Below are 23,330 nucleotides of genomic sequence, written 5' to 3' on the forward strand. Positions count from 1 at the left end.
TATATTTTTGTTTCTCTTGGAAAAGATAGTAAAATCAGCAGATTATGAAACAGAATGATGGTTTTCTTATAGAAGCCATTTTTCTTTTTTGAGCAGGTAGAAAGACTCAACGTATTTATCTTTAAGAGAAAGAGACTACGCTAATAGCAGTAGTTGTATTTATTTGTGATTTTGCACAAATTTTTTTGTGCATTTATAATACTCATGATTTGAGGGGTGAAGCAGTTGACAGGTCAACTAGTTCAATACGGACGCCACCGCCAACGAAGAAGTTATGCCCGTATTAGTGAAGTATTAGAGTTACCAAATCTTATCGAAATTCAAACCTCTTCTTATCAGTGGTTTCTTGATGAGGGTTTGCGAGAAATGTTCCAAGACATTTCTCCGATTGAAGACTTTACGGGAAATCTATCGCTTGAATTTATCGACTACAGCTTAGGTGAACCTAAATACTCTGTAGACGAATGCAAAGAGCGTGATGTGACGTATGCAGCACCACTTCGTGTAAAAGTGCGTCTAATCAACAAGGAAACTGGTGAAGTAAAAGAACAAGATGTGTTCATGGGAGATTTCCCACTCATGACAGAGACTGGAACATTCGTAATTAACGGTGCAGAACGTGTTATCGTTTCCCAGTTAGTTCGCTCTCCAAGCGTATACTATAGTGGCAAAGTGGATAAAAACGGAAAACGTGGTTTTACTGCTACTGTAATTCCAAACCGCGGAGCTTGGTTAGAGTATGAGACAGATGCTAAGGATGTTGTATATGTGCGTATTGACCGTACGCGTAAACTTCCTGTAACTGTTTTGTTACGCGCATTAGGGTTTGGCTCTGATCAAGAAATCACCGAGCTTTTAGGTGATAACGAATACTTAAGCAACACATTAGAAAAAGACAACACAGATAGCACAGAAAAAGCATTGCTTGAAATTTATGAGCGTCTACGTCCTGGTGAACCACCAACGGTAGAAAATGCTAAGAGCTTACTTGTGTCTCGTTTCTTTGATCCAAAGCGCTACGATTTAGCAAATGTAGGTCGCTATAAGATCAACAAGAAGTTACACATTAAAAACAGATTGTTTAATCAACGTTTAGCTGAAACATTAGTGGATCCAGAAACTGGTGAAATTTTAGCGGCAGAAGGAACAATCTTAGATCGTCGTACACTTGATCGCATTTTACCTTACTTAGAGAAAAACATTGGATTCAAAACAGCGAAACCAATGGGTGGAGTGGTAGAAGGCGATGTTGAGCTGCAATCTATTAAGATTTATGCTCCTGAGTCGGAAGGCGAACGCGTAATTAATGTAATTGGTAATGCAAACATTACTCGTGATGTGAAACACATTACACCAGGTGATATCCTTGCTTCTATCAGTTACTTCTTCAACCTACTATACAAAGTAGGGGATACAGATGATATTGACCATTTAGGAAACCGTCGTCTGCGTTCTGTTGGAGAACTGTTACAAAATCAATTCCGTATCGGTCTTTCTCGTATGGAACGTGTTGTTCGTGAGAGAATGTCGATCCAAGATACAAATGCAATTACACCACAGGCACTAATTAATATTCGTCCTGTTATTGCATCTATTAAAGAGTTCTTCGGAAGTTCTCAGTTATCTCAGTTTATGGACCAAACAAACCCATTAGCAGAGTTAACTCACAAACGAAGACTATCTGCATTAGGACCTGGTGGTTTAACGCGTGAGCGCGCAGGCTTTGAAGTGCGTGACGTTCATTACTCTCACTACGGTCGTATGTGTCCGATTGAAACACCAGAGGGACCAAACATCGGTTTGATTAACTCATTATCTTCGTTCGCGAAAGTAAATGAGTTTGGTTTCATTGAAACACCATACCGTCGTGTTGACCCAGAAACTGGTCTTGTAACAGGGCATGTTGATTACTTAACAGCAGATGAAGAAGATAACTATGTTGTAGCCCAAGCGAATATGAAATTATCTGACGAAGGTGAATTCCTAAGTGAAGATATCGTAGCTCGTTTCCGTGGTGAAAACATTGTCACAAATAGAGAACGCATCGACTACATGGATGTATCTCCAAAACAAGTAGTGTCGGCAGCGACAGCTTGTATTCCGTTCTTAGAAAACGATGACTCTAACCGCGCACTTATGGGAGCGAACATGCAACGTCAGGCGGTTCCGTTAATGAATCCGGAATCTCCGATTGTAGGTACAGGTATGGAGTACGTATCAGCAAAAGACTCAGGTGCTGCAGTAATCTGTAAACATCCTGGGGTTGTTGAGCGCGTAGAAGCACGTGAAGTTTGGGTACGTCGCTATGTAGAAGTTGACGGTCAAACAGTAAAAGGCGACTTAGATCGCTACAAAATGCAAAAATTCATTCGTTCTAACCAAGGAACTTGTTACAACCAACGTCCAATCGTAAGTGTTGGAAATGAAGTTGTAAAAGGTGAAATCCTTGCGGATGGTCCTTCTATGGAATTAGGTGAACTAGCACTTGGACGTAACGTGCTTGTTGGCTTCATGACTTGGGACGGTTATAACTACGAGGATGCGATCATCATGAGTGAGCGCCTTGTAAAAGATGATGTGTACACTTCTATTCATATTGAAGAATATGAATCAGAAGCTCGTGATACGAAGCTTGGACCAGAAGAAATTACACGTGACATTCCAAACGTTGGGGAAGACGCATTACGTAACCTTGACGAGCGCGGTATCATTCGCGTTGGTGCTGAAGTAAAAGATGGAGATTTACTTGTTGGTAAAGTAACACCTAAAGGTGTAACAGAATTAACAGCTGAAGAACGTCTATTACATGCTATCTTTGGAGAAAAAGCGCGTGAAGTACGTGATACATCACTACGTGTACCACACGGTGGTGGCGGTATTATCTTAGACGTAAAAGTATTCAACCGTGAAGATGGCGATGAATTGCCACCGGGCGTGAATCAACTTGTACGTGCATATATCGTTCAAAAACGTAAAATTTCTGAAGGTGACAAGATGGCCGGACGTCACGGTAACAAAGGTGTTATTTCTCGTATTTTACCAGAAGAAGATATGCCTTACCTACCAGACGGTACGCCAATCGATATCATGTTAAACCCATTAGGGGTACCATCTCGTATGAATATCGGTCAGGTATTAGAGCTTCATCTTGGTATGGCAGCAAGATACCTTGGCATTCACATTGCAACACCAGTATTCGATGGTGCTCGTGAGGAAGATGTTTGGGGCACAATTGAAGAAGCTGGTATGGCAAATGACGCGAAAACAATCCTGTATGACGGACGTACTGGTGAACCATTCGATAACCGCGTATCTGTTGGTGTCATGTATATGATCAAACTTGCGCACATGGTTGACGATAAACTTCATGCTCGTTCTACTGGACCATACTCACTTGTAACGCAGCAACCTCTTGGAGGTAAAGCTCAGTTCGGTGGACAGCGTTTCGGTGAGATGGAGGTTTGGGCACTTGAAGCTTACGGTGCTGCTTATACTCTTCAAGAAATCTTAACAGTGAAGTCTGATGATGTTGTTGGACGTGTTAAGACTTATGAAGCAATTGTTAAAGGCGAAAATGTTCCAGAACCAGGCGTTCCTGAATCATTCAAAGTATTGATTAAAGAGCTGCAAAGTTTAGGTATGGACGTTAAAATGATGTCTAGCGACGATACAGAAATTGAAATGCGTGATACAGAAGATGACGATGATCATCAATCAGCAGATAAATTGAATGTCGAAGTTGAGACAACTAAGGAATAATTGGGATAACCTGTAGACTAAAAGGGAGGTAGGCCCCTTGATAGATGTAAATAACTTTGAATATATGAAGATTGGACTTGCTTCACCTGACAAGATTCGTTCTTGGTCATACGGTGAAGTTAAGAAACCAGAAACTATTAACTATCGTACGTTAAAGCCTGAAAAAGATGGCTTATTCTGTGAGCGTATTTTCGGACCACAAAAGGACTGGGAATGTCATTGCGGAAAATACAAACGTGTACGTTATAAAGGTGTAGTTTGTGATCGATGTGGCGTTGAAGTAACGCGTGCAAAAGTACGTCGTGAACGTATGGGTCATATCGAATTAGCTGCTCCTGTATCTCATATTTGGTATTTCAAAGGTATCCCGAGCCGCATGGGACTTGTCTTAGACATGTCCCCTCGCGCGCTTGAAGAAGTAATTTATTTCGCTTCTTATGTTGTAACAGAAAGTGGAGATACACCACTTGATAAGAAGCAATTACTTTCTGAAAAAGAATACCGTGCATATCGTGATCGATATGGTAGCACATTCCAAGCTGCTATGGGTGCAGAAGCAATTAAAAAGCTACTACAAGACATCGATTTAGATAAAGAAGTAGACTTCTTAAAAGAAGAATTAAAAACAGCACAAGGACAACGCCGTACTCGTGCTATTAAACGTCTAGAAGTATTAGAAGCATTCCGTAACTCTGGAAATGAACCGTCTTGGATGATCTTAGATGTTCTACCAGTAATCCCACCAGAACTACGCCCAATGGTACAGTTAGACGGTGGACGTTTTGCTACTTCTGACTTAAACGACTTATACCGTCGTGTAATTAACCGTAACAACCGTTTAAAACGTCTATTGGACTTAGGTGCACCAAGCATCATTGTTCAAAACGAAAAACGTATGTTACAAGAAGCTGTAGACGCATTAATCGATAATGGTCGTCGTGGCCGTCCAGTTACTGGGCCAGGTAACCGTCCATTAAAATCACTATCTCACATGCTTAAAGGTAAACAAGGACGTTTCCGTCAAAATTTATTAGGTAAACGTGTTGACTACTCTGGTCGTTCTGTAATCGTTGTAGGACCGAACTTAAAGATGTATCAATGTGGATTGCCAAAAGAAATGGCGCTTGAACTGTTCAAACCTTTCGTAATGAAAGAGTTAGTTGAAAAAGGATTAGCACATAACATTAAGAGTGCGAAACGTAAAATCGAGCGTGTACAACCTGAAGTTTGGGACGTTTTAGAGTCTGTGATTAAAGAACATCCAGTACTTCTAAACCGCGCACCAACACTTCACCGTCTTGGTATCCAGGCGTTTGAACCTACATTAGTAGAAGGTCGCGCAATCCGTCTTCACCCACTTGTATGTACTGCATACAACGCGGACTTTGACGGTGACCAAATGGCCGTTCACGTACCTTTATCATCAGAAGCTCAAGCTGAAGCTCGTCTTCTTATGTTAGCGGCACAAAACATCTTGAACCCGAAAGACGGTAAACCAGTTGTTACTCCATCTCAGGATATGGTATTAGGTAACTATTACTTAACACTTGAGCGTGAAGGTGCAATCGGTGAAGGTATGGTCTTCAAAGATGCAAACGAAGCATTGCTTGCATATCAAAATGGATATGTTCATCTTCATACACGTGTTGCAGTAGCTGCAAGTGCAGTAAACAACGCAACATTTACTGAAGAGCAAAAGAGTATGCTTCTATTAACAACAGTTGGTAAATTAATATTTAACGAAATCTTACCAGAGTCGTTCCCTTATATTAATGAACCAACAAATTCAAACCTTGAAAAAGAAACACCAGCGAAATATTTCGTTGAAAAAGGTGCGAACATTAAAGAAATTATTGCTAGTCGCGAAGAAGTGGCGCCATTTAGCAAGAAGATCCTTGGTAACATCATTGCGGAAGTGTTCAAACGTTTCCAAATTACAGAAACGTCTCGCATGCTTGACCGTATGAAAAACTTAGGATTCAAGTACTCTACAAAAGCTGGTATTACAGTTGGGGTATCTGACATTCTTGTATTAGGCGAAAAAGATGAAATTCTCCACGAAGCACAAGCAAAAGTAGATAATGTAATTAAACAATTCCGTCGCGGTTTAATCACGGAAGAAGAACGTTACGATCGCGTTATCTCTATTTGGAGTAATGCAAAAGATGTTATCCAAGGAAAACTGATGAAATCCTTGAATAAACGCAACCCAATCTTCATGATGAGTGACTCAGGTGCCCGTGGTAACGCATCTAACTTTACTCAGCTTGCTGGTATGCGTGGTCTTATGGCCAATCCATCTGGTCGTATCATCGAACTTCCAATCAAATCGAGTTTCCGTGAAGGTTTAACAGTACTTGAGTACTTCATCTCTACGCATGGTGCGCGTAAAGGTCTTGCCGATACAGCACTTAAAACTGCCGATTCTGGTTACTTAACACGTCGTCTTGTTGACGTTGCACAAGATGTAATCGTTCGTGAAGATGATTGTGGAACAGATCGCGGTTTATTAATTGGTGCGATTAAAGAGGGTAATGAAGTTATCGAGTCATTATATGATCGTCTTGTTGGACGTTTTGCAAGAAAAACTGTAAAACATCCTGAAACAGGTGAAGTATTAGTTGCTGAAAATCAATTAATTACTGAAGATATCGCTCATATCGTTGAAAATTCGGGTGTTGAAACTGTAAACATTCGTTCAGCGTTTACGTGTAACACTCGCCACGGTGTATGTAAGAAGTGTTACGGTCGTAACTTAGCAACTGGAACAGACGTAGAAGTAGGAGAAGCGGTAGGTATTATCGCAGCTCAATCTATCGGTGAGCCAGGTACACAGTTAACGATGCGTACATTCCATACAGGTGGGGTTGCCGGAGATGATATTACTCAAGGTTTACCTCGTATCCAAGAGATCTTCGAAGCTCGTAATCCGAAAGGTCAGGCAGTTATCAGTGAAATCGACGGTGTTATCGCAGCGATCAACGACGTTAAAGATCGCCAAGAAGTAGTTGTACAGGGTGAAGTTGAAGCTCGTACGTATGCTATTCCTTACGGTGCTCGTCTGAAAGTAACTCCAGGACAGCCAATTAGCCACGGTAAAGAGTTAACAGAAGGTTCTATTGATCCGAAAGAATTACTAAAAGTAACGGACATTACGGCGGTTCAAGAATACTTATTACGTGAAGTTCAAAAAGTATACCGTATGCAAGGGGTAGAAATTGGTGACAAACACGTAGAGGTAATGGTACGTCAAATGTTACGTAAAGTTCGTGTAAGTGATGCAGGTGAAACAGATGTATTACCAGGAACATTACTAGATATCCATCAGTTTACTGATGCGAATGCTAAGGTCTTACTGCAAGGTAAGCAACCAGCAACAGCTAGACCTGTTCTACTTGGTATTACAAAAGCTTCACTTGAAACAGATTCATTCTTATCTGCAGCATCGTTCCAAGAAACAACTCGTGTCTTAACTGATGCAGCAATTAAGGGTAAACGCGATGAACTTCTAGGATTAAAAGAAAATGTTATTATCGGTAAACTTGTTCCTGCTGGAACAGGTATGAATCGTTATCGCAAAGTGGATCTTGTAAAAACAACACAAGATGACATGAACGTAGAAAACGATGAGGTTTATGTGGAACAGTAAAATTTTCCGTCATAAATTTTGTATAAAAACAATTAATCTTAGTTGACATTGTATGAGTCAAAATGTTACTATAATCAAGGTTGCTCCTGAACGATGCTTTGGAGGATATTTATATGTCTTATCAAAAAGTATCAACTGCTGAAAATGTAGTCGTTGGTCATAAACGCACATTGGAAGCAATCAAAAATGGTACAGTTAAAGAAGTTGTCATCGCAGAGGATGCTGACATGCGGTTAACCCATGCTATCATTCGTATTGCAATGCAATATAACGTGCCCATAACAAAAGTTGAATCAGTTCGTAAGCTTGGTAAAGCTTCGGGGATTCAAGTGGGAGCTTCAGCAATAGGAATAATAAGTTAAAACTGTTTTTGTGAGGAGAGAGCATTTGCTCTTCCTTGCAAAAACTTTGTTTTCAACTAATAATGAACCACCTGGATATGTGGTCATACAAACATGCGAAGGGAGGATAATCAAATGCCTACTATTAACCAATTAGTGAGAAATGGTCGTACTGATAAAGTATGGAAATCTAAATCACCTGCGTTAAACAAAGGTTTTAACTCTTTAAAGAAAAAATCAACTGATATCTCTGCACCTCAAAAACGTGGTGTATGTACTCGTGTTGGTACAATGACTCCAAAGAAACCTAACTCAGCGTTACGTAAATACGCTCGTGTACGTTTAACAAACGGTATCGAGGTTACAGCTTACATCCCAGGTATCGGTCATAACCTACAAGAGCATAGCGTAGTATTAATTCGCGGTGGTCGTGTAAAGGATTTACCGGGGGTACGTTACCACATCGTTCGTGGTGCGCTTGACACAGCTGGTGTTGACAAACGTATGCAAGGACGTTCTAAATATGGTACTAAGAGACCAAAACCTGCTAAAAAATAATAACTTTAAAATGAAAGGAGGAACTCAATATGCCTCGTAAAGGACCTGTTGCGAAACGTGACGTGTTACCAGATCCAATGTACAATTCGAAGCTAGTAACACGCCTTATCAACAAAATGATGGTTGACGGTAAAAAAGGTAAATCTCAAACAATTCTTTATAATGCGTTCGATATCGTAAACGAACGTACTGGTAAAGAGCCAATGGAAGTATTCGAGCAAGCTCTTAAGAACATCATGCCTGTTCTTGAAGTACGCGCTCGTCGTGTTGGTGGTGCTAACTACCAAGTTCCAGTTGAGGTTCGTCCAGAACGCCGTACAACTTTAGGTCTTCGTTGGTTAGTAAACTACGCTCGTCTTCGTGGTGAAAAAACTATGGAAGAGCGTCTTGCTAACGAAATCTTAGATGCAGCTAACAACGCTGGTGCATCTGTTAAGAAACGTGAAGACACTCATAAAATGGCAGAAGCTAACAAAGCATTTGCTCATTACCGTTGGTAGGATTCAACGTAAAATAAATGTAAGCATAAACCGCTTTATTTGTCGCTTATGGAAGTGTGGAGAGGGAGAATGCCTCTCCCTTTCATCGGGCGCTCGTTTTACATAATGAGAGTACTGGACATACTGACATGTGTAACAATATAAAGTGGCTTTTTTGCTACTTAAAATAAAAAAATCCAATCCATATATGGAAGGAGCAAGACACCAAATGGCAAGAGAGTTCTCTTTAGAAAACACTCGTAATATTGGTATCATGGCTCACATCGATGCTGGTAAAACAACAGCAACTGAGCGTATTCTGTACTACACAGGACGTATTCATAAAATCGGTGAAACTCACGAAGGTGCATCTCAGATGGACTGGATGGAGCAAGAGCAAGAGCGTGGTATCACAATTACTTCTGCTGCAACTACAGCACAATGGAAAGGTCATCGTGTAAACATCATTGATACTCCAGGACACGTAGATTTCACAGTAGAAGTAGAACGTTCTTTACGCGTACTTGATGGCGCTGTAGCAGTACTTGATGCGCAATCTGGTGTAGAACCACAAACAGAAACTGTTTGGCGTCAGGCTACTACTTACGGCGTACCTCGTATCGTATTCGTTAACAAAATGGATAAGATCGGTGCAGATTTCTTATACTCTGTAGGAACAATCCACGATCGTTTACAAGCAAACGCACATCCAATTCAGTTACCAATCGGTGCTGAAGATGAGTTCAATGGTATCATTGACCTTGTTGAAGAGTGTGCTTACATGTACGGTAACGATTTAGGAACAGACATTCAACGTGTTGAAATTCCTGAAGAGCACAAAGAATTAGCTGAAGAATACCGTGGAAAACTTATTGAAGCGGTAGCTGAGCTTGATGAAGAAATGATGATGAAGTACCTAGAAGGTGAAGAAATCACTGTAGAAGAGCTTAAAGCTGGTATCCGTAAGGCTACAACTTCTGTAGAATTCTTCCCAGTAATCTGTGGTTCTGCATTCAAAAACAAAGGTGTTCAAATTCTGTTAGACGCAGTTATCGACTACCTTCCATCTCCACTAGATGTACCTGCTATTAAAGGTACTCTACCGGATACAGATGAAGAAGTAGAACGTAAGTCTAGCGATGAAGAACCATTCGCAGCTTTAGCATTCAAAATCATGACTGACCCTTATGTTGGTAAGTTAACGTTCTTCCGTGTGTACTCTGGTGTGTTAAACTCTGGATCATACGTGAAAAACTCAACTAAAGGTAAGCGTGAGCGTGTAGGTCGTATCCTACAAATGCACGCTAACAGCCGTGAAGAGATTTCAACAGTTTACGCTGGTGATATCGCTGCTGCTGTAGGTTTAAAAGATACTACTACTGGTGATACTCTTTGTGACGAGAAGAGCCTTGTTATCCTTGAGTCTATGGAATTCCCAGAGCCAGTTATCTCTGTAGCTATCGAACCAAAATCTAAAGCTGACCAAGATAAAATGGGTACAGCATTATCTAAGCTTTCTGAAGAAGATCCAACATTCCGTGCTCACACTGACCAAGAAACTGGCCAAACTATCATCGCTGGTATGGGTGAACTTCACCTTGATATCATCGTTGACCGTATGCGCCGTGAATTCAAAGTGGAAGCAAACGTTGGTGCTCCTCAGGTAGCATACCGTGAGACTTTCCGCGCTGCTGCGAAAGTTGAAGGTAAGTTCGCTCGTCAATCTGGTGGTCGTGGACAATTCGGTCACGTTTGGATTGAGTTTGAACCTAACGAAGAAGGTAAAGGATTCGAATTCGAAAACAAGATCGTCGGTGGTGTAGTTCCTCGTGAATACATCCCAGCTGTTGGAGCAGGTCTTGAAGATGCACTTAAAAATGGTGTACTAGCTGGTTATCCACTAGTTGACATTAAAGCTGCATTAGTTGACGGATCTTACCATGATGTCGATTCATCTGAGATGGCGTTCAAAATCGCTGCATCTATGGCACTTAAAGCTGCGGTTTCTAAATGTAGCCCAGTAATTCTTGAGCCAATGATGAAAGTTGAAGTTGTAATTCCTGAAGAGTACATGGGTGACATTATGGGTGACGTAACATCTCGTCGTGGACGTGTAGAAGGTATGGAAGCTCGCGGTAACGCACAAGTTGTTCGCGCTATGGTTCCACTTTCTGAAATGTTCGGTTATGCAACGTCATTACGTTCTAACACTCAAGGACGCGGAACATTCTCTATGGTGTTTGACCACTATGAAGAAGTACCAAAGTCTGTTTCTGAAGAAATTATCAAAAAAAATAAAGGTGAATAATTGATTTTTATCGATTGTTCAAGTATAACTACTTATGTAAGCTTAGAAAGTGGGACGTAAGTTTCACTTTCTAGTCTAAATATAAAATAACCTATATAAACTAAGGAGGAATTTAGAATGGCTAAAGCTAAATTCGAACGTTCTAAACCCCATGTTAACATCGGTACAATCGGCCACGTTGACCATGGTAAAACTACATTAACTGCTGCGATCACTACAGTTCTTGCAAAAGCTGGTGGTGCTGAAGCACGCGGATACGATCAAATCGATGCTGCTCCAGAAGAAAGAGAGCGCGGTATCACAATCTCAACTGCACACGTTGAGTACGAAACTGAAACTCGTCACTATGCACACGTTGACTGCCCAGGTCACGCTGACTATGTTAAAAACATGATCACTGGTGCTGCTCAAATGGACGGCGGTATCTTAGTAGTATCTGCTGCTGATGGCCCAATGCCTCAAACACGTGAGCACATCCTTCTTTCTCGTCAAGTAGGTGTTCCTTACATCGTTGTATTCTTAAACAAATGCGACATGGTAGATGACGAAGAATTATTAGAATTAGTAGAAATGGAAGTTCGCGACCTATTATCTGAATACGGATTCCCAGGCGACGACATTCCTGTAATCAAAGGTTCTGCTCTTAAAGCTCTTCAAGGAGAAGCTGATTGGGAAGCAAAAATCATTGAATTAATGGCTGAAGTTGATGCTTACATCCCAACTCCAGAACGTGAAACTGACAAACCATTCTTAATGCCTGTAGAGGACGTATTCTCTATCACAGGTCGTGGTACAGTTGCTACTGGTCGTGTTGAGCGCGGTATCGTTAAAGTTGGTGACGTAGTAGAAATCATCGGTCTTGCTGAAGAAAATGCTTCTACAACTGTAACTGGTGTAGAGATGTTCCGTAAACTTCTTGACCAAGCTCAAGCTGGAGACAACATCGGTGCTTTACTTCGTGGGGTTGCTCGTGAAGACATCCAACGTGGACAAGTACTTGCAAAAAGCGGTTCTGTAAAAGCTCACGCTAAATTCAAAGCTGAAGTTTTCGTATTATCTAAAGAAGAAGGTGGACGTCACACTCCATTCTTCGCTAACTACCGTCCTCAGTTCTACTTCCGTACAACTGACGTAACTGGTATCATCCAATTACCAGAAGGTACTGAAATGGTAATGCCTGGTGACAACATCGAAATGACTATCGAACTTATCGCTCCAATCGCTATCGAAGAGGGAACTAAATTCTCTATTCGTGAAGGTGGACGTACAGTAGGTTACGGTGTAGTTGCTACTATCGTTGAGTAATCTTAACTGATATAAAAAAACCTAAGGGATTTTCCCTTAGGTTTTTTGTTTGCGTTTATATAAGGAAGAAGAGGGTGTTTTTTGTTTTGACGAGTTTCTTCTATAGTATTATAAAAACGACAAAAGATAATCCAGAAACTGTAAAATGAATTCTGTTAGATGAAAACTTGAAATTCTTTAAAGTGCCATGTATAATAGCAAAAGTAGAGAAAAGCAGATGCAAACAAAAAGATGCTTGCATCTAGACGAATAACATTGTATAATAGACAATGTTGGTCTTTGACTGCGATGAAGTGGAAGGTTGCTGACACACCCGGCCGCTTTGCCATGGCATGGTGTGGGGAAATTTCCATGGAGAAGGTCTATTTTAGAAATAGGCGAACGAAGGAGGGAAAATAATGGCAAAAGAAAAAATTCGTATCCGTTTAAAAGCTTACGATCACCGTATTCTTGATCAGTCAGCTGAGAAAATTGTAGAAACAGCTAAGCGTTCTGGGGCAACAGTTTCTGGTCCGATCCCATTACCAACTGAAAAAACTGTTTACACAATTCTTCGTGCTGTTCATAAGTACAAAGATTCTCGTGAGCAATTCGAAATGCGCACGCACAAACGTCTAATCGACATCGTGAGTCCTACTCCACAAACAGTAGATTCATTAATGCGTTTAGACTTACCATCTGGTGTAGATATCGAAATCAAACTATAATTTATATAACTTAAAAATGTAGGAGGTGTAACTCATGACCAAAGGAATCTTAGGAAGAAAGATCGGTATGACTCAAGTATTTGCTGAGAACGGTGAGTTAATCCCAGTAACAGTTATCGCTGCTAATCCAAACGTTGTTCTTCAAAAGAAAACAACTGAAACTGATGGCTACAATGCAATCCAGTTAGGATTTGAAGATAAACGTGAAAAGTTAACTAACAAACCTGAACAAGGCCACACTGCTAAAGCATCTACAACTCCTAAGCGCTTCATTCGCGAAATCCGCGATGCAGACGTGGACGGATTAGAGGTTGGTCAAGAGGTAAAAGTTGACGTATTCGCTACAGGTGAAATCGTTGATGTAACAGGAATTTCTAAAGGTAAAGGTTTCCAAGGTGTTATCAAACGCCACGGACAATCTCGCGGACCTATGTCTCATGGTTCTCGCTATCACCGTCGTCCAGGTTCAATGGGCCCAGTTGCTCCGAACCGTGTATTCAAAGGCAAAAAACTTGCTGGACGTATGGGTGGAGACCAAGTTACTATCCAAAACTTAGAAATCGTTCAAGTTGACACTGAGCGCAACTTATTACTAGTAAAAGGTAACGTTCCAGGTGCTAAGAAATCTCTTGTAGTTGTTCAAGGCGCTGTGAAGGTTAGCAAATAATTCACAATAGGAAGGAGGAATTCCAATGCCAAAAGTTACTGTATATAACCAAACTGGTTCACAGGTTGGTGAAATCGAATTAGCTGAAGCTATTTTCGGTATCGAACCAAATGAAGCTGTACTTTTCGAAGCTGTAATGATGCAACGTGCATCTTTACGTCAAGGTACACACAAAGTAAAAACTCGCTCTGAAGTTCGCGGTGGTGGTCGTAAACCATGGCGTCAAAAAGGAACTGGACGTGCTCGTCAAGGGTCTATCCGCTCTCCTCAATGGCGTGGTGGTGGTACGGTATTCGGACCTACACCAAGAAGCTATGCGTACAAACTTCCTAAGAAAGTTCGTCGTTTAGCAATCAAATCTGCATTAGCTACTAAAGTAGTTGAGAACAACATTGTAGTTCTTGAAGACCTAGTGTTAAATGCACCAAAAACAAAAGACATGCTAGCAGTACTTAAAGGATTAACTGTTGAGAAGAAAGCTCTTATCGTAACTGCTGATGCAAACGAATCTGTAGAGTTATCTGCTCGCAATATCCCTGGAGTAACAGTAATCACTGCTGATGGCGTAAACGTTTTAGACGTGCTTCATCATGATAAGCTAATCATGACAAAAGCGGCAGTGGAAAAAGTAGAGGAGGTGCTTGCATAATGAGAGATCCTCGTGATATCATTAAGCGCCCAGTTATCACTGAACGTTCTATGGAAATGATGGCTGAAAAAAAATACACGTTCGATGTGGACGTTAAATCTAATAAAACAGAAGTTAAAGATGCTCTTGAAGCGATCTTTGGTGTTAAAGTAGAAAAAGTGAACATCATGAACTACAAGCCGAAAGCAAAACGCGTTGGTCGTCACGCTGGTTTTACTAGCCGTCGTCGTAAAGCAATCGTTAAGCTAACTGCTGACAGCAAAGAAATCGAAATCTTCCAAGGCGTTTAATTCTTACTAAAGAAGGAGGGAAATTGAGATGGGAATCAAAAAGTATAATCCAACTACTAACGGTCGTCGTAATATGACTACGAATGATTTCGCTGAAATCACGACTGATAGACCCGAAAAGTCATTACTTGCTCCTTTAAGCAAGAAGGCTGGTCGTAATAACCAAGGTAAAATCACTGTACGTCATCAAGGTGGCGGACATAAGCGTCAATACCGTATCATCGACTTTAAGCGTAACAAAGATGGAATTCCAGGACGCGTTGCTACGATCGAATACGATCCAAACCGCTCTGCGAATATCGCATTAATTAACTACGTTGACGGTGAAAAACGTTACATTCTTGCTCCTAAATCTTTAGAAGTAGGTATGGAAGTTATGTCTGGCCCAGAAGCTGACATTAAAATCGGTAACGCATTACCATTAATCAACATTCCAGTAGGTACTGTTGTTCATAACATCGAGCTTAAGCCTGGTCGTGGCGGACAATTAGTTCGTTCTGCTGGTACATCTGCTCAAGTACTTGGTAAAGAAGGTAAATACGTACTTGTACGTTTAACTTCTGGTGAAGTACGTCTTGTATTATCTGCTTGTCGCGCTTCAATCGGTCAAGTAGGTAACGAACAACACGAACTTATCAAAATCGGTAAAGCAGGTCGCTCTCGCTGGTTAGGTAAACGCCCAACAGTTCGTGGTTCTGTAATGAACCCTGTTGATCACCCACACGGTGGTGGTGAAGGACGTTCTCCAATCGGACGTAAGTCTCCAATGTCTCCATGGGGTAAACCAACTCTTGGATTCAAGACTCGTAAGAAAAACAAAGCGTCTGACAAATTTATCGTTCGTCGTCGTAAAAAATAATGGGATTGTAGTACGGTTCATTTCTAGAACCGTACGCCAATCACGAAGGGAGGCACCAAAATGGCTCGTAGCTTAAAAAAAGGACCATTTGTCGATGATCACTTAATGAGCAAAATGGAAAAATTAGTTGCATCTGAGCAAAAACAAGTTGTTAAAACTTGGTCTCGCCGTTCAACAATCTTCCCTCAGTTCATCGGACACACAATCGCTGTATATGATGGTCGTAAACACGTACCTGTGTACATCACTGAGGATATGGTTGGCCATAAGTTAGGTGAATTCGCACCAACTCGTACGTACAAAGGTCACCTTGCTGACGATAAGAAAACTAGAAGATAATGAGAGGAGGCACTTCAATGCAAGCTAAAGCAGTAGCGAGAACAGTTCGTATTGCTCCTCGTAAAGTTCGTTTAGTAGTAGACTTAATCCGAGGTAAGCAAGTGGGTGAAGCGATTGCTATCCTTAACCACACACCAAAAACTGCTTCTCCAGTTGTAGAAAAAGTTTTAAAATCTGCAATCGCAAATGCAGAGCACAATTATGAGATGGACATTAACAACCTAGTTGTAGAAAAAGTTTTCGTTGACGAAGGTCCAACGTTAAAACGTTTCCGTCCACGTGCAATGGGTCGTGCAAGCCAAATTAACAAACGCACAAGCCACATCACAGTTGTGGTATCAGAAAAGAAGGAGGGATAATCGATGGGTCAAAAGGTTAATCCAATTGGTCTTCGTGTCGGCGTTATCCGTGACTGGGAATCTCGTTGGTTCGCTGAGAAAGATTACGCTACATTATTACATGAAGACATCAAAATCCGTGAGTACATTAATGTACGCTTAAAAGATTCTGCTGTTGCTAAAGTAGAAATCGAACGTGCAGCAAATCGTGTAAATGTTACAATTCACACTGCAAAACCTGGTATGGTAATTGGTAAAGGTGGTACTGAAGTTGAAGCACTTCGTAAAGCTCTTAACCAATTAACAGGCAAGCGTGTACACATCAACATTTTAGAAGTTAAGAGAGCTGATCTTAACGCTAAATTAGTAGGCGAAAACATCGCTCGTCAATTAGAAAACCGTGTATCATTCCGTCGTGCACAAAAGCAAGTTATTCAACGTGCTATGCGTGCAGGTGCTAAAGGTATTAAAACACAGGTTTCTGGTCGTCTTGGCGGAGCTGATATCGCTCGTGCAGAATCTTACAGTGAAGGAACTGTTCCACTTCATACACTTCGCGCTGATATTGACTATGCAGCAGTTGAAGCTGATACAACATACGGTAAATTAGGCGTAAAAGTATGGATCTACCGTGGAGAAGTCCTTCCTACAAAAAAGAAAGCTTCTGAGGAAGGAGGAAAATAATATGTTAATGCCAAAACGCGTAAAATATCGTAGAGAGCATCGTGGTAAAATGCGTGGTCGTGCTAAAGGTGGAACTGAAATTGCTTTCGGTGAATTCGGTTTACAAGCACAAGCTGCTTCATGGATTACAAACCGTCAAATCGAAGCTGCTCGTCGTGCAATGACTCGTTACATGAAACGTGGCGGTAAAGTATGGATTAAAATTTTCCCTTCTAAACCTTACACTGCAAAACCTCTAGAAGTACGTATGGGTTCCGGTAAAGGGGCACCAGAAGGCTGGGTAGCAGTAGTAAAACCTGGGAAAATTATGTTCGAAATCGCGGGTGTATCTGAAGAGGTAGCACGCGAAGCATTACGTCTTGCAGCTCACAAGTTACCTGTGAAATGTAAATTCGTAAAACGTGAAGAAAATGGTGGTGAATCTAATGAAAACTAATGATATTCGTGAATTAACCACTGCCGAAATCGAAACAAAAGTTAAAGCTTTAAAGGAAGAGTTGTTTAATCTTCGCTTCCAACTTGCTACAGGACAATTAGAGAATCCAACTCGCATTCGTGAAGTGCGTAAAGCAATTGCTCGTATGAAAACTGTAGTTCGTGAAAGAGAGATCGGAATTAATCGATAAATTGAGGGGAGGTTTGCATAGTGAGCGAACGTAACCAACGCAAAGTTTATACTGGTCGTGTAGTGTCTGACAAAATGGACAAAACGATTACAGTTTTAGTTGAAACTTACAAAACTCATTCCTTGTACGGAAAACGTGTTAAGTATTCTAAGAAGTACAAAGCCCATGATGAGCAAAACCAAGCGAAACTTGGCGATATCGTTAAAATCATGGAAACTCGCCCGCTTTCTGCTACTAAGCGTTTCCGTTTAGTTGAAATCGTTGAAGAAGCGGTTATTATCTAAATAGACGAATCGGAATTTTTAGTCCGAAGGGAGGTTTCATAACATGATCCAACAAGAATCTCGTTTGAAAGTTGCTGACAACTCTGGTGCACGTGAACTTTTAACAATTAAAGTATTAGGCGGCTCTGGTCGTAAATATGCTAACATTGGTGACATTATCGTTGCTACGGTAAAACAAGCAACACCAGGTGGCGTTGTTAAAAAAGGTGACGTTGTTAAAGCAGTAGTAGTACGTACGAAGAGCGGAGCTCGTCGTCCGGACGGTTCTTACATCAAATTTGATGAAAACGCAGCGGTTATCATTAAAGACGATAAGAGCCCACGTGGTACTCGTATCTTCGGACCAGTAGCTCGTGAATTACGTGATAGCAACTTCATGAAGATCGTTTCTTTAGCTCCAGAAGTTCTATAATTTAAGGTATTGCCTTGCTAAGGAGGTGCAGAATTAAGATGCATGTAAAAAAAGGTGATAAAGTACAGGTAATCACTGGTAAAGACAAAGGAAAACAAGGCGTTATCCTTGTGGCTTTCCCAAAGCAAAACCGTGTTATCGTTGAGGGTGTCAATATCGTTAAGAAGCACTCTAAGCCATCTCAATTAAATCCACAAGGTGGAATTATTACTAAAGAAGCACCTATTCACGTTTCTAACGTTATGATTTTAGATCCGAAAACAGGTGAACCTACTCGCGTAGGCTTCAAAGTAGAAGATGGTAAAAAAGTTCGTATTGCAAAAAAATCTGGTGAATTATTAGATAAATAATTTTCTTAAGAAAGGAGGTCACTTCATTGAATCGCCTTAAAGAGAAGTTCCAAAAGGAAATTACTCCTGCTCTAGTGAGCAAGTTTAACTATAAATCTGTAATGCAGGTACCAAAAATCGAAAAGATCGTAATCAACACTGGTGTTGGTGACGCGGTATCTAACTCAAAAGCGTTAGACAACGCAGTAGAAGAATTAACACAAATCACAGGTCAAAAACCTGTTGTAACTCGTGCTAAAAAATCAATCGCTGGTTTCCGTCTTCGTGAAGGTATGCCAATCGGTGCGAAAGTAACTTTACGCGGCGAGCAAATGTATGAGTTCTTCGACAAATTAGTATCAGTTTCTTTACCACGTGTACGTGATTTCCGTGGTGTTTCTAAGAAATCATTCGATGGTCGTGGAAACTATACATTAGGTGTTAAAGAGCAACTTATTTTCCCTGAGATTGATTATGATAAAGTAAGCAAAGTCCGCGGTATGGACATCGTAATCGTTACTACAGCGAAAACTGATGAAGAAGCTCGTGAACTTTTAACACAATTCGGTATGCCATTCCAAAAATAATGGAAGCCAACGCTAAGTAGAGGAGGCGAAAACGTGGCTAAAAAATCTATGATAGCGAAACAAAAGCGTACTCCTAAGTTTAAAGTACAAGAGTATACACGTTGCGAACGCTGCGGTCGTCCGCATTCTGTATACCGCAAATTTAAACTTTGCCGTATTTGTTTCCGTGAACTTGCATATAAAGGTCAAATTCCTGGTGTTAAAAAAGCTAGTTGGTAAAACCCACAAATGGGAAGGAGGTAAAACACATGGTGATGACAGATCCAATTGCAGACATGCTTACTCGCATCCGTAATGCGAACATGGTACGTCATGAGAAATTAGAGGTTCCTGCTTCTAAAATCAAAAAAGAGATCGCTGAACTTTTAAAACGTGAAGGTTTCATTCGTGATGTAGAATACATCGAGGATAACAAACAAGGTATCCTTCGTATTTTCCTGAAATATGGTGCAAACAATGAACGTGTAATCACTGGATTAAAACGTATCAGTAAACCTGGCTTACGCGTTTACGCTAAAGCTGACGAAGTACCACGTGTACTTAACGGATTAGGTATCGCTCTTGTTTCTACATCTAAGGGAGTAATGACAGACAAAGACGCTCGTCAATTACAAACTGGTGGAGAAGTAGTAGCATACGTTTGGTAATATATATTTAAAACGAACGGAGGTGTGACCACATGTCTCGTATTGGTAAAAAGATTCTTGAAATCCCTGCAGGTGTTACTATTACAGTTGCAGAAGACAATACTGTAACAGTAAAAGGCCCTAAAGGTGAATTAACTCGTACTTTCAATGCTGATATGCTTATCAAAATTGAAGAGAATACATTAACAGTTGAGCGTCCATCTGAACAGAAGGAACACCGTGCATTACACGGTACAACTCGTGCTTTAATCGGAAACATGGTTGAAGGTGTAACTGAAGGTTTCGCACGCGGACTTGAATTAGTCGGTGTTGGTTACCGTGCTCAAAAACAAGGTGATAAACTTGTTTTAAGCGTAGGTTATTCTCATCCAGTAGAAATGACTCCGGAAGCAGGTCTTGAAGTTGAAGTACCTGCACCAACTAAGATCGTAATTAAAGGTATCGACAAGCAACGTGTTGGCGAATTCGCTGCTAACATCCGTGCTGTACGTGCTCCTGAGCCTTACAAAGGTAAAGGTATTCGTTATGAAGGCGAAGTTGTTCGTCGTAAAGAAGGTAAAACTGCTAAGTAAACCCGTTAGGTGAGAGAAAGGAGTGACAAGAATGATCACTAAAGCTGATAAAAATGCGACTCGTAAGAAAAGACATGCACGTGTACGTGCTAAACTTACTGGTACTGCAGAGCGTCCACGTTTAAACGTGTTCCGTTCTAACCAACATATTTACGCTCAAGTTATTGATGATGTGAATGGTGTAACGTTAGTAAGTGCATCTACTCTTGATAAAGACCTTGCTCTTAACGGTACTAGCAATATTGAAGCTGCTACGAAAGTTGGAGAATCAGTTGCTAAGCGTGCTGTAGAGAAAGGCGTTAAAGAAGTAGTATTTGATCGCGGTGGTTACTTATACCATGGCCGTGTTAAAGCTCTAGCTGAAGCTGCTCGTGAGGCTGGATTACAATTTTAATGGTCAAAGGAGGGAAAATTGATGCATCGCATTGACCCAAGTAAATTAGAACTTGAAGAACGTGTAGTTACGATAAATCGTGTCGCGAAAGTTGTTAAGGGTGGTCGTCGTTTCCGCTTTGCTGCACTAGTTGTAGTTGGCGATAAAAACGGTCATGTTGGATTCGGTACTGGTAAAGCACAAGAGGTACCAGACGCAATCCGTAAAGCTATCGAAGACGCTAAGAAAAACTTAATCGCTGTACCATTAGTTGGTACAACAATTCCACACACAATCAACGGTCATTTTGGCGCTGGTGAAGTATTCTTAAAACCTGCTGCTGAGGGTACTGGTGTTATTGCTGGTGGACCTGTTCGTGCGGTCCTTGAATTAGCTGGTGTACAAGATATTCTTTCGAAATCTCTTGGTTCTAACACACCAATCAACATGATTCGCGCTACTGTGAACGGATTAAGCGAACTTAAGCGCGCTGAAGATGTTGCAAAATTACGCGGTAAATCTGTAGAAGAGCTACTAGGTTAAGGAGGGAAAACAAATGGCGAAAAAGTTAGAAATTACCCTCACTCGTAGTGTAATTGGTCGTCCACAAGATCAACGTGCGACGGTAGAAGCTTTAGGTCTTAAAAAGTTGAATTCAACTGTAGTTAAGGAAGAAACTCCTGCTATTCTTGGTATGATCAACAAAGTTTCTCACCTTGTAACTGTAAAAGAAGCTTAAGGATAACTCATTAATATAAGGAGGTGCCTGGGAATGAAACTTCATGAATTAAAACCTGCAGAAGGTTCTCGTAAAGTACGTAACCGTGTCGGTCGTGGTATCGGTTCTGGTAACGGTAAAACTGCTGGTAAAGGTCATAAAGGACAAAACGCACGTTCTGGCGGCGGTGTTCGTCTTGGCTTCGAAGGTGGTCAAACTCCATTATTCCGTCGTTTACCAAAACGCGGCTTCACAAACATTAACCGTAAAGAGTTTGCTATTGTAAACTTATCAACGTTAAATCGTTTTGAAGATGGTACAGAAGTAACACCTGAATTATTGCTGGAAACTGGCGTTATCAGCAAGTTAAACGACGGTGTTAAAGTTCTTGCAAGCGGAGCAGTAGAGAAAAAACTAACTGTTAAAGCGCACAAGTTCTCTTCAAGTGCTAAAGAAGCAATTGAAGCAGCTGGCGGATCAGTTGAGGTGATCTAATGTTTCGTACAATCTCCAACTTTATGCGCGTTGCTGAGATAAGACGTAAAATATTATTCACTTTAGCGATGTTAATCGTATTCAGGATTGGCACGTTTATCCCCGTGCCATTTACAAATGGAGACGTACTGAAGGCACAAGATCAATTAAATGCTTTAGGTATTCTAAATACATTTGGCGGTGGAGCCTTGAAAAACTTCTCCATCTTTGCGATGGGAATCATGCCGTATATTACAGCATCCATCATCGTGCAATTATTGCAGATGGATGTTGTTCCTAAATTTTCGGAATGGTCGAAGCAAGGTGAAATGGGCCGTCGTAAATTAACGCAATTCACGCGTTACTTTACAATTGTTCTTGCGTTTATTCAGGGGTTTGGTATGTCAATCGGTTTTAACGGTATGGTAGGTGGACAATTAATTTTGAATCCAGGTTGGAGCACTTATTTATACATTGCTACGGTACTGACTGCTGGTACTGCATTTTTAATGTGGTTAGGTGAACAGATTACAGCTAAAGGTGTAGGTAATGGTATTTCCATCCTTATCTTTGGCGGTATTGCCGCAGCGATCCCAAGTGTTATATCTCAAGTGTATCAGCAACAGTTTCAAAATATCGGAGATCAATTGTTCATGAGTATCGTTAAAGTTGCATTGATTTTACTAGCTGTGCTAGCAGTTATTGTGGGTGTTATTTTCATTCAACAGGCTGTTAGAAAGATCCCAATTCAATATGCGAAGCGTGTAACAGGAGGAAATGGTGGTTATGCTGGAGCACAAAACACACATTTACCGCTTAAGGTAAATAGTGCTGGTGTTATTCCAGTAATTTTTGCTGTTTCATTCTTAATTACGCCTCCGACTATTGCACAGTTCTTCCCGAAACATGATGTATCGCAGTGGATTATTGCAAACTTTAACTATTCTCACCCAGTGGGAATGATCATATATGTTGCGCTCATTGTAGCCTTCACATATTTCTATGCATTTGTTCAGGTTAATCCAGAGCAAATGTCAGAGAATCTAAACAAGCAAGGTGGATATGTTCCAGGTATTCGTCCGGGTAAGAATACGGAACAATATCTAACAAAAATCTTGTATCGTTTGACCTTTGTAGGATCAATTTTCCTAGCAGCGATTGCAATCTTACCAGTTATCTTTACGAAATTGGGAAATCTTCCTCCATCTGCACAGATCGGTGGAACGAGTATGTTAATCGTTGTCGGCGTTGCTTTAGAAACAATGAAGCAGCTAGAAAGCCAACTGGTAAAACGCCATTACAAAGGGTTTATCAAGCAGTGAGTAAGTGGGAAGAATTGTCTTCCCTACATGCTCATGTACTCTGAGGGGGAACAA

At 40.9% G+C, this 23,330-nt stretch carries 29 protein-coding genes; all 29 read left to right on the forward strand.

All coding sequences use genetic code 11. The features are described from left to right. The first annotated feature begins 225 nt into the window (after window positions 1-225). The 29 genes from rpoB to secY all read left to right on the forward strand — a co-directional run bounded on the left by rpoB (window position 226) and on the right by secY (window position 23,276). Window positions 226-3,759, forward strand: a complete 3,534-nt coding sequence (gene rpoB, locus V7S45_RS00630) for a DNA-directed RNA polymerase subunit beta (RefSeq protein WP_000147553.1) — start codon at window positions 226-228, stop codon at window positions 3,757-3,759. Window positions 3,760-3,796: 37 nt separating this feature from the next. Continuing rightward, window positions 3,797-7,408, forward strand: coding sequence for a DNA-directed RNA polymerase subunit beta' (rpoC, locus tag V7S45_RS00635; protein ID WP_000567939.1), 3,612 nt, complete (start codon window positions 3,797-3,799; stop codon window positions 7,406-7,408). Between the two features lie 113 nt (window positions 7,409-7,521). Continuing rightward, on the forward strand, window positions 7,522-7,770 hold the full coding sequence (locus V7S45_RS00640) for a 50S ribosomal protein L7ae-like protein (RefSeq protein ID WP_000121836.1): 249 nt from the start codon (window positions 7,522-7,524) through the stop codon (window positions 7,768-7,770). A 114-nt stretch (window positions 7,771-7,884) separates the two neighbouring features. Further along, window positions 7,885-8,307 (forward strand): 30S ribosomal protein S12, encoded by a 423-nt coding sequence (rpsL, locus tag V7S45_RS00645; protein WP_001142341.1) that lies wholly within the window; start codon window positions 7,885-7,887, stop codon window positions 8,305-8,307. A 29-nt stretch (window positions 8,308-8,336) separates the two neighbouring features. Then, window positions 8,337-8,807, forward strand: coding sequence for a 30S ribosomal protein S7 (rpsG, locus tag V7S45_RS00650; RefSeq protein ID WP_001137491.1), 471 nt, complete (start codon window positions 8,337-8,339; stop codon window positions 8,805-8,807). A 208-nt stretch (window positions 8,808-9,015) separates the two neighbouring features. Next, window positions 9,016-11,094 (forward strand): elongation factor G, encoded by a 2,079-nt coding sequence (fusA, locus tag V7S45_RS00655; protein WP_000090370.1) that lies wholly within the window; start codon window positions 9,016-9,018, stop codon window positions 11,092-11,094. 117 nt (window positions 11,095-11,211) lie between these two features. Continuing rightward, the gene (tuf, locus tag V7S45_RS00660; protein WP_001029614.1) at window positions 11,212-12,399 is read left to right on the forward strand and encodes an elongation factor Tu; all 1,188 of its coding nucleotides are present in this window, start codon (window positions 11,212-11,214) and stop codon (window positions 12,397-12,399) included. 398 nt (window positions 12,400-12,797) lie between these two features. Then, window positions 12,798-13,106 carry a 30S ribosomal protein S10 gene (gene rpsJ, locus V7S45_RS00665; RefSeq protein WP_001040596.1) on the forward strand — a complete coding sequence of 103 codons (309 nt, stop codon included), beginning with the start codon at window positions 12,798-12,800 and terminating at the stop codon, window positions 13,104-13,106. Between the two features lie 34 nt (window positions 13,107-13,140). Continuing rightward, window positions 13,141-13,773 carry a 50S ribosomal protein L3 gene (gene rplC / locus V7S45_RS00670; RefSeq protein WP_000160207.1) on the forward strand — a complete coding sequence of 211 codons (633 nt, stop codon included), beginning with the start codon at window positions 13,141-13,143 and terminating at the stop codon, window positions 13,771-13,773. Window positions 13,774-13,798: 25 nt separating this feature from the next. Then, window positions 13,799-14,422: a 50S ribosomal protein L4 gene (gene rplD / locus V7S45_RS00675; RefSeq protein ID WP_001127258.1), complete on the forward strand. Its 624-nt coding sequence runs from the start codon at window positions 13,799-13,801 to the stop codon at window positions 14,420-14,422. Further along, window positions 14,422-14,712 carry a 50S ribosomal protein L23 gene (gene rplW, locus V7S45_RS00680; protein ID WP_001205558.1) on the forward strand — a complete coding sequence of 97 codons (291 nt, stop codon included), beginning with the start codon at window positions 14,422-14,424 and terminating at the stop codon, window positions 14,710-14,712. The genes rplD and rplW overlap by 1 nt, the downstream gene beginning before the upstream one ends. 28 nt (window positions 14,713-14,740) lie before the next feature. Continuing rightward, window positions 14,741-15,571: a 50S ribosomal protein L2 gene (gene rplB, locus V7S45_RS00685; protein WP_000511583.1), complete on the forward strand. Its 831-nt coding sequence runs from the start codon at window positions 14,741-14,743 to the stop codon at window positions 15,569-15,571. 60 nt (window positions 15,572-15,631) lie between these two features. After that, window positions 15,632-15,910 carry a 30S ribosomal protein S19 gene (gene rpsS / locus V7S45_RS00690; protein WP_000124454.1) on the forward strand — a complete coding sequence of 93 codons (279 nt, stop codon included), beginning with the start codon at window positions 15,632-15,634 and terminating at the stop codon, window positions 15,908-15,910. A 17-nt stretch (window positions 15,911-15,927) separates the two neighbouring features. Further along, window positions 15,928-16,269 (forward strand): 50S ribosomal protein L22, encoded by a 342-nt coding sequence (rplV, locus tag V7S45_RS00695; RefSeq protein WP_001148024.1) that lies wholly within the window; start codon window positions 15,928-15,930, stop codon window positions 16,267-16,269. Between the two features lie 3 nt (window positions 16,270-16,272). Further along, window positions 16,273-16,932 carry a 30S ribosomal protein S3 gene (gene rpsC, locus V7S45_RS00700; protein ID WP_000529956.1) on the forward strand — a complete coding sequence of 220 codons (660 nt, stop codon included), beginning with the start codon at window positions 16,273-16,275 and terminating at the stop codon, window positions 16,930-16,932. A 1-nt stretch (window position 16,933) separates the two neighbouring features. Continuing rightward, window positions 16,934-17,368: a 50S ribosomal protein L16 gene (gene rplP / locus V7S45_RS00705; protein WP_000928969.1), complete on the forward strand. Its 435-nt coding sequence runs from the start codon at window positions 16,934-16,936 to the stop codon at window positions 17,366-17,368. Then, window positions 17,358-17,558: a 50S ribosomal protein L29 gene (gene rpmC, locus V7S45_RS00710; RefSeq protein WP_000855718.1), complete on the forward strand. Its 201-nt coding sequence runs from the start codon at window positions 17,358-17,360 to the stop codon at window positions 17,556-17,558. Before rplP ends, rpmC begins: the two co-directional genes overlap by 11 nt. 20 nt (window positions 17,559-17,578) lie before the next feature. Then, on the forward strand, window positions 17,579-17,842 hold the full coding sequence (rpsQ, locus tag V7S45_RS00715; RefSeq protein WP_000004106.1) for a 30S ribosomal protein S17: 264 nt from the start codon (window positions 17,579-17,581) through the stop codon (window positions 17,840-17,842). Between the two features lie 43 nt (window positions 17,843-17,885). After that, entirely contained in the window at window positions 17,886-18,254 is a 369-nt protein-coding gene (rplN, locus tag V7S45_RS00720; RefSeq protein WP_000615912.1) for a 50S ribosomal protein L14, read from the forward strand. A 38-nt stretch (window positions 18,255-18,292) separates the two neighbouring features. Beyond that, window positions 18,293-18,604, forward strand: a complete 312-nt coding sequence (rplX, locus tag V7S45_RS00725) for a 50S ribosomal protein L24 (RefSeq protein WP_000558200.1) — start codon at window positions 18,293-18,295, stop codon at window positions 18,602-18,604. Window positions 18,605-18,630: 26 nt separating this feature from the next. Continuing rightward, window positions 18,631-19,170 carry a 50S ribosomal protein L5 gene (rplE, locus tag V7S45_RS00730; protein WP_001080831.1) on the forward strand — a complete coding sequence of 180 codons (540 nt, stop codon included), beginning with the start codon at window positions 18,631-18,633 and terminating at the stop codon, window positions 19,168-19,170. Window positions 19,171-19,203: 33 nt separating this feature from the next. After that, window positions 19,204-19,389, forward strand: coding sequence for a 30S ribosomal protein S14 (gene rpsN / locus V7S45_RS00735; RefSeq protein ID WP_001085700.1), 186 nt, complete (start codon window positions 19,204-19,206; stop codon window positions 19,387-19,389). Window positions 19,390-19,418: 29 nt separating this feature from the next. Continuing rightward, window positions 19,419-19,817, forward strand: a complete 399-nt coding sequence (gene rpsH, locus V7S45_RS00740; RefSeq protein WP_000245511.1) for a 30S ribosomal protein S8 — start codon at window positions 19,419-19,421, stop codon at window positions 19,815-19,817. Between the two features lie 32 nt (window positions 19,818-19,849). Further along, the gene (gene rplF / locus V7S45_RS00745; RefSeq protein WP_000086558.1) at window positions 19,850-20,389 is read left to right on the forward strand and encodes a 50S ribosomal protein L6; all 540 of its coding nucleotides are present in this window, start codon (window positions 19,850-19,852) and stop codon (window positions 20,387-20,389) included. A 31-nt stretch (window positions 20,390-20,420) separates the two neighbouring features. Next, window positions 20,421-20,783 carry a 50S ribosomal protein L18 gene (gene rplR, locus V7S45_RS00750; protein WP_000628816.1) on the forward strand — a complete coding sequence of 121 codons (363 nt, stop codon included), beginning with the start codon at window positions 20,421-20,423 and terminating at the stop codon, window positions 20,781-20,783. Window positions 20,784-20,804: 21 nt separating this feature from the next. Then, window positions 20,805-21,305: a 30S ribosomal protein S5 gene (gene rpsE, locus V7S45_RS00755; RefSeq protein WP_000554646.1), complete on the forward strand. Its 501-nt coding sequence runs from the start codon at window positions 20,805-20,807 to the stop codon at window positions 21,303-21,305. Window positions 21,306-21,318: 13 nt separating this feature from the next. Further along, window positions 21,319-21,501 (forward strand): 50S ribosomal protein L30, encoded by a 183-nt coding sequence (rpmD, locus tag V7S45_RS00760; protein ID WP_001085234.1) that lies wholly within the window; start codon window positions 21,319-21,321, stop codon window positions 21,499-21,501. Window positions 21,502-21,534: 33 nt separating this feature from the next. After that, complete coding sequence (gene rplO, locus V7S45_RS00765) at window positions 21,535-21,975, forward strand: 50S ribosomal protein L15 (protein ID WP_000766081.1); 441 nt, start codon at window positions 21,535-21,537, stop codon at window positions 21,973-21,975. After that, window positions 21,975-23,276 (forward strand): preprotein translocase subunit SecY, encoded by a 1,302-nt coding sequence (secY, locus tag V7S45_RS00770; RefSeq protein WP_000490117.1) that lies wholly within the window; start codon window positions 21,975-21,977, stop codon window positions 23,274-23,276. Before rplO ends, secY begins: the two co-directional genes overlap by 1 nt. The last annotated feature ends 54 nt before the right edge of the window (window positions 23,277-23,330 follow it).

The sequence above is a fragment of the Bacillus sp. BR3(2024) genome (assembly GCF_039134555.1).
GTDB classification, from domain to species: domain Bacteria; phylum Bacillota; class Bacilli; order Bacillales; family Bacillaceae_G; genus Bacillus_A; species Bacillus_A cereus.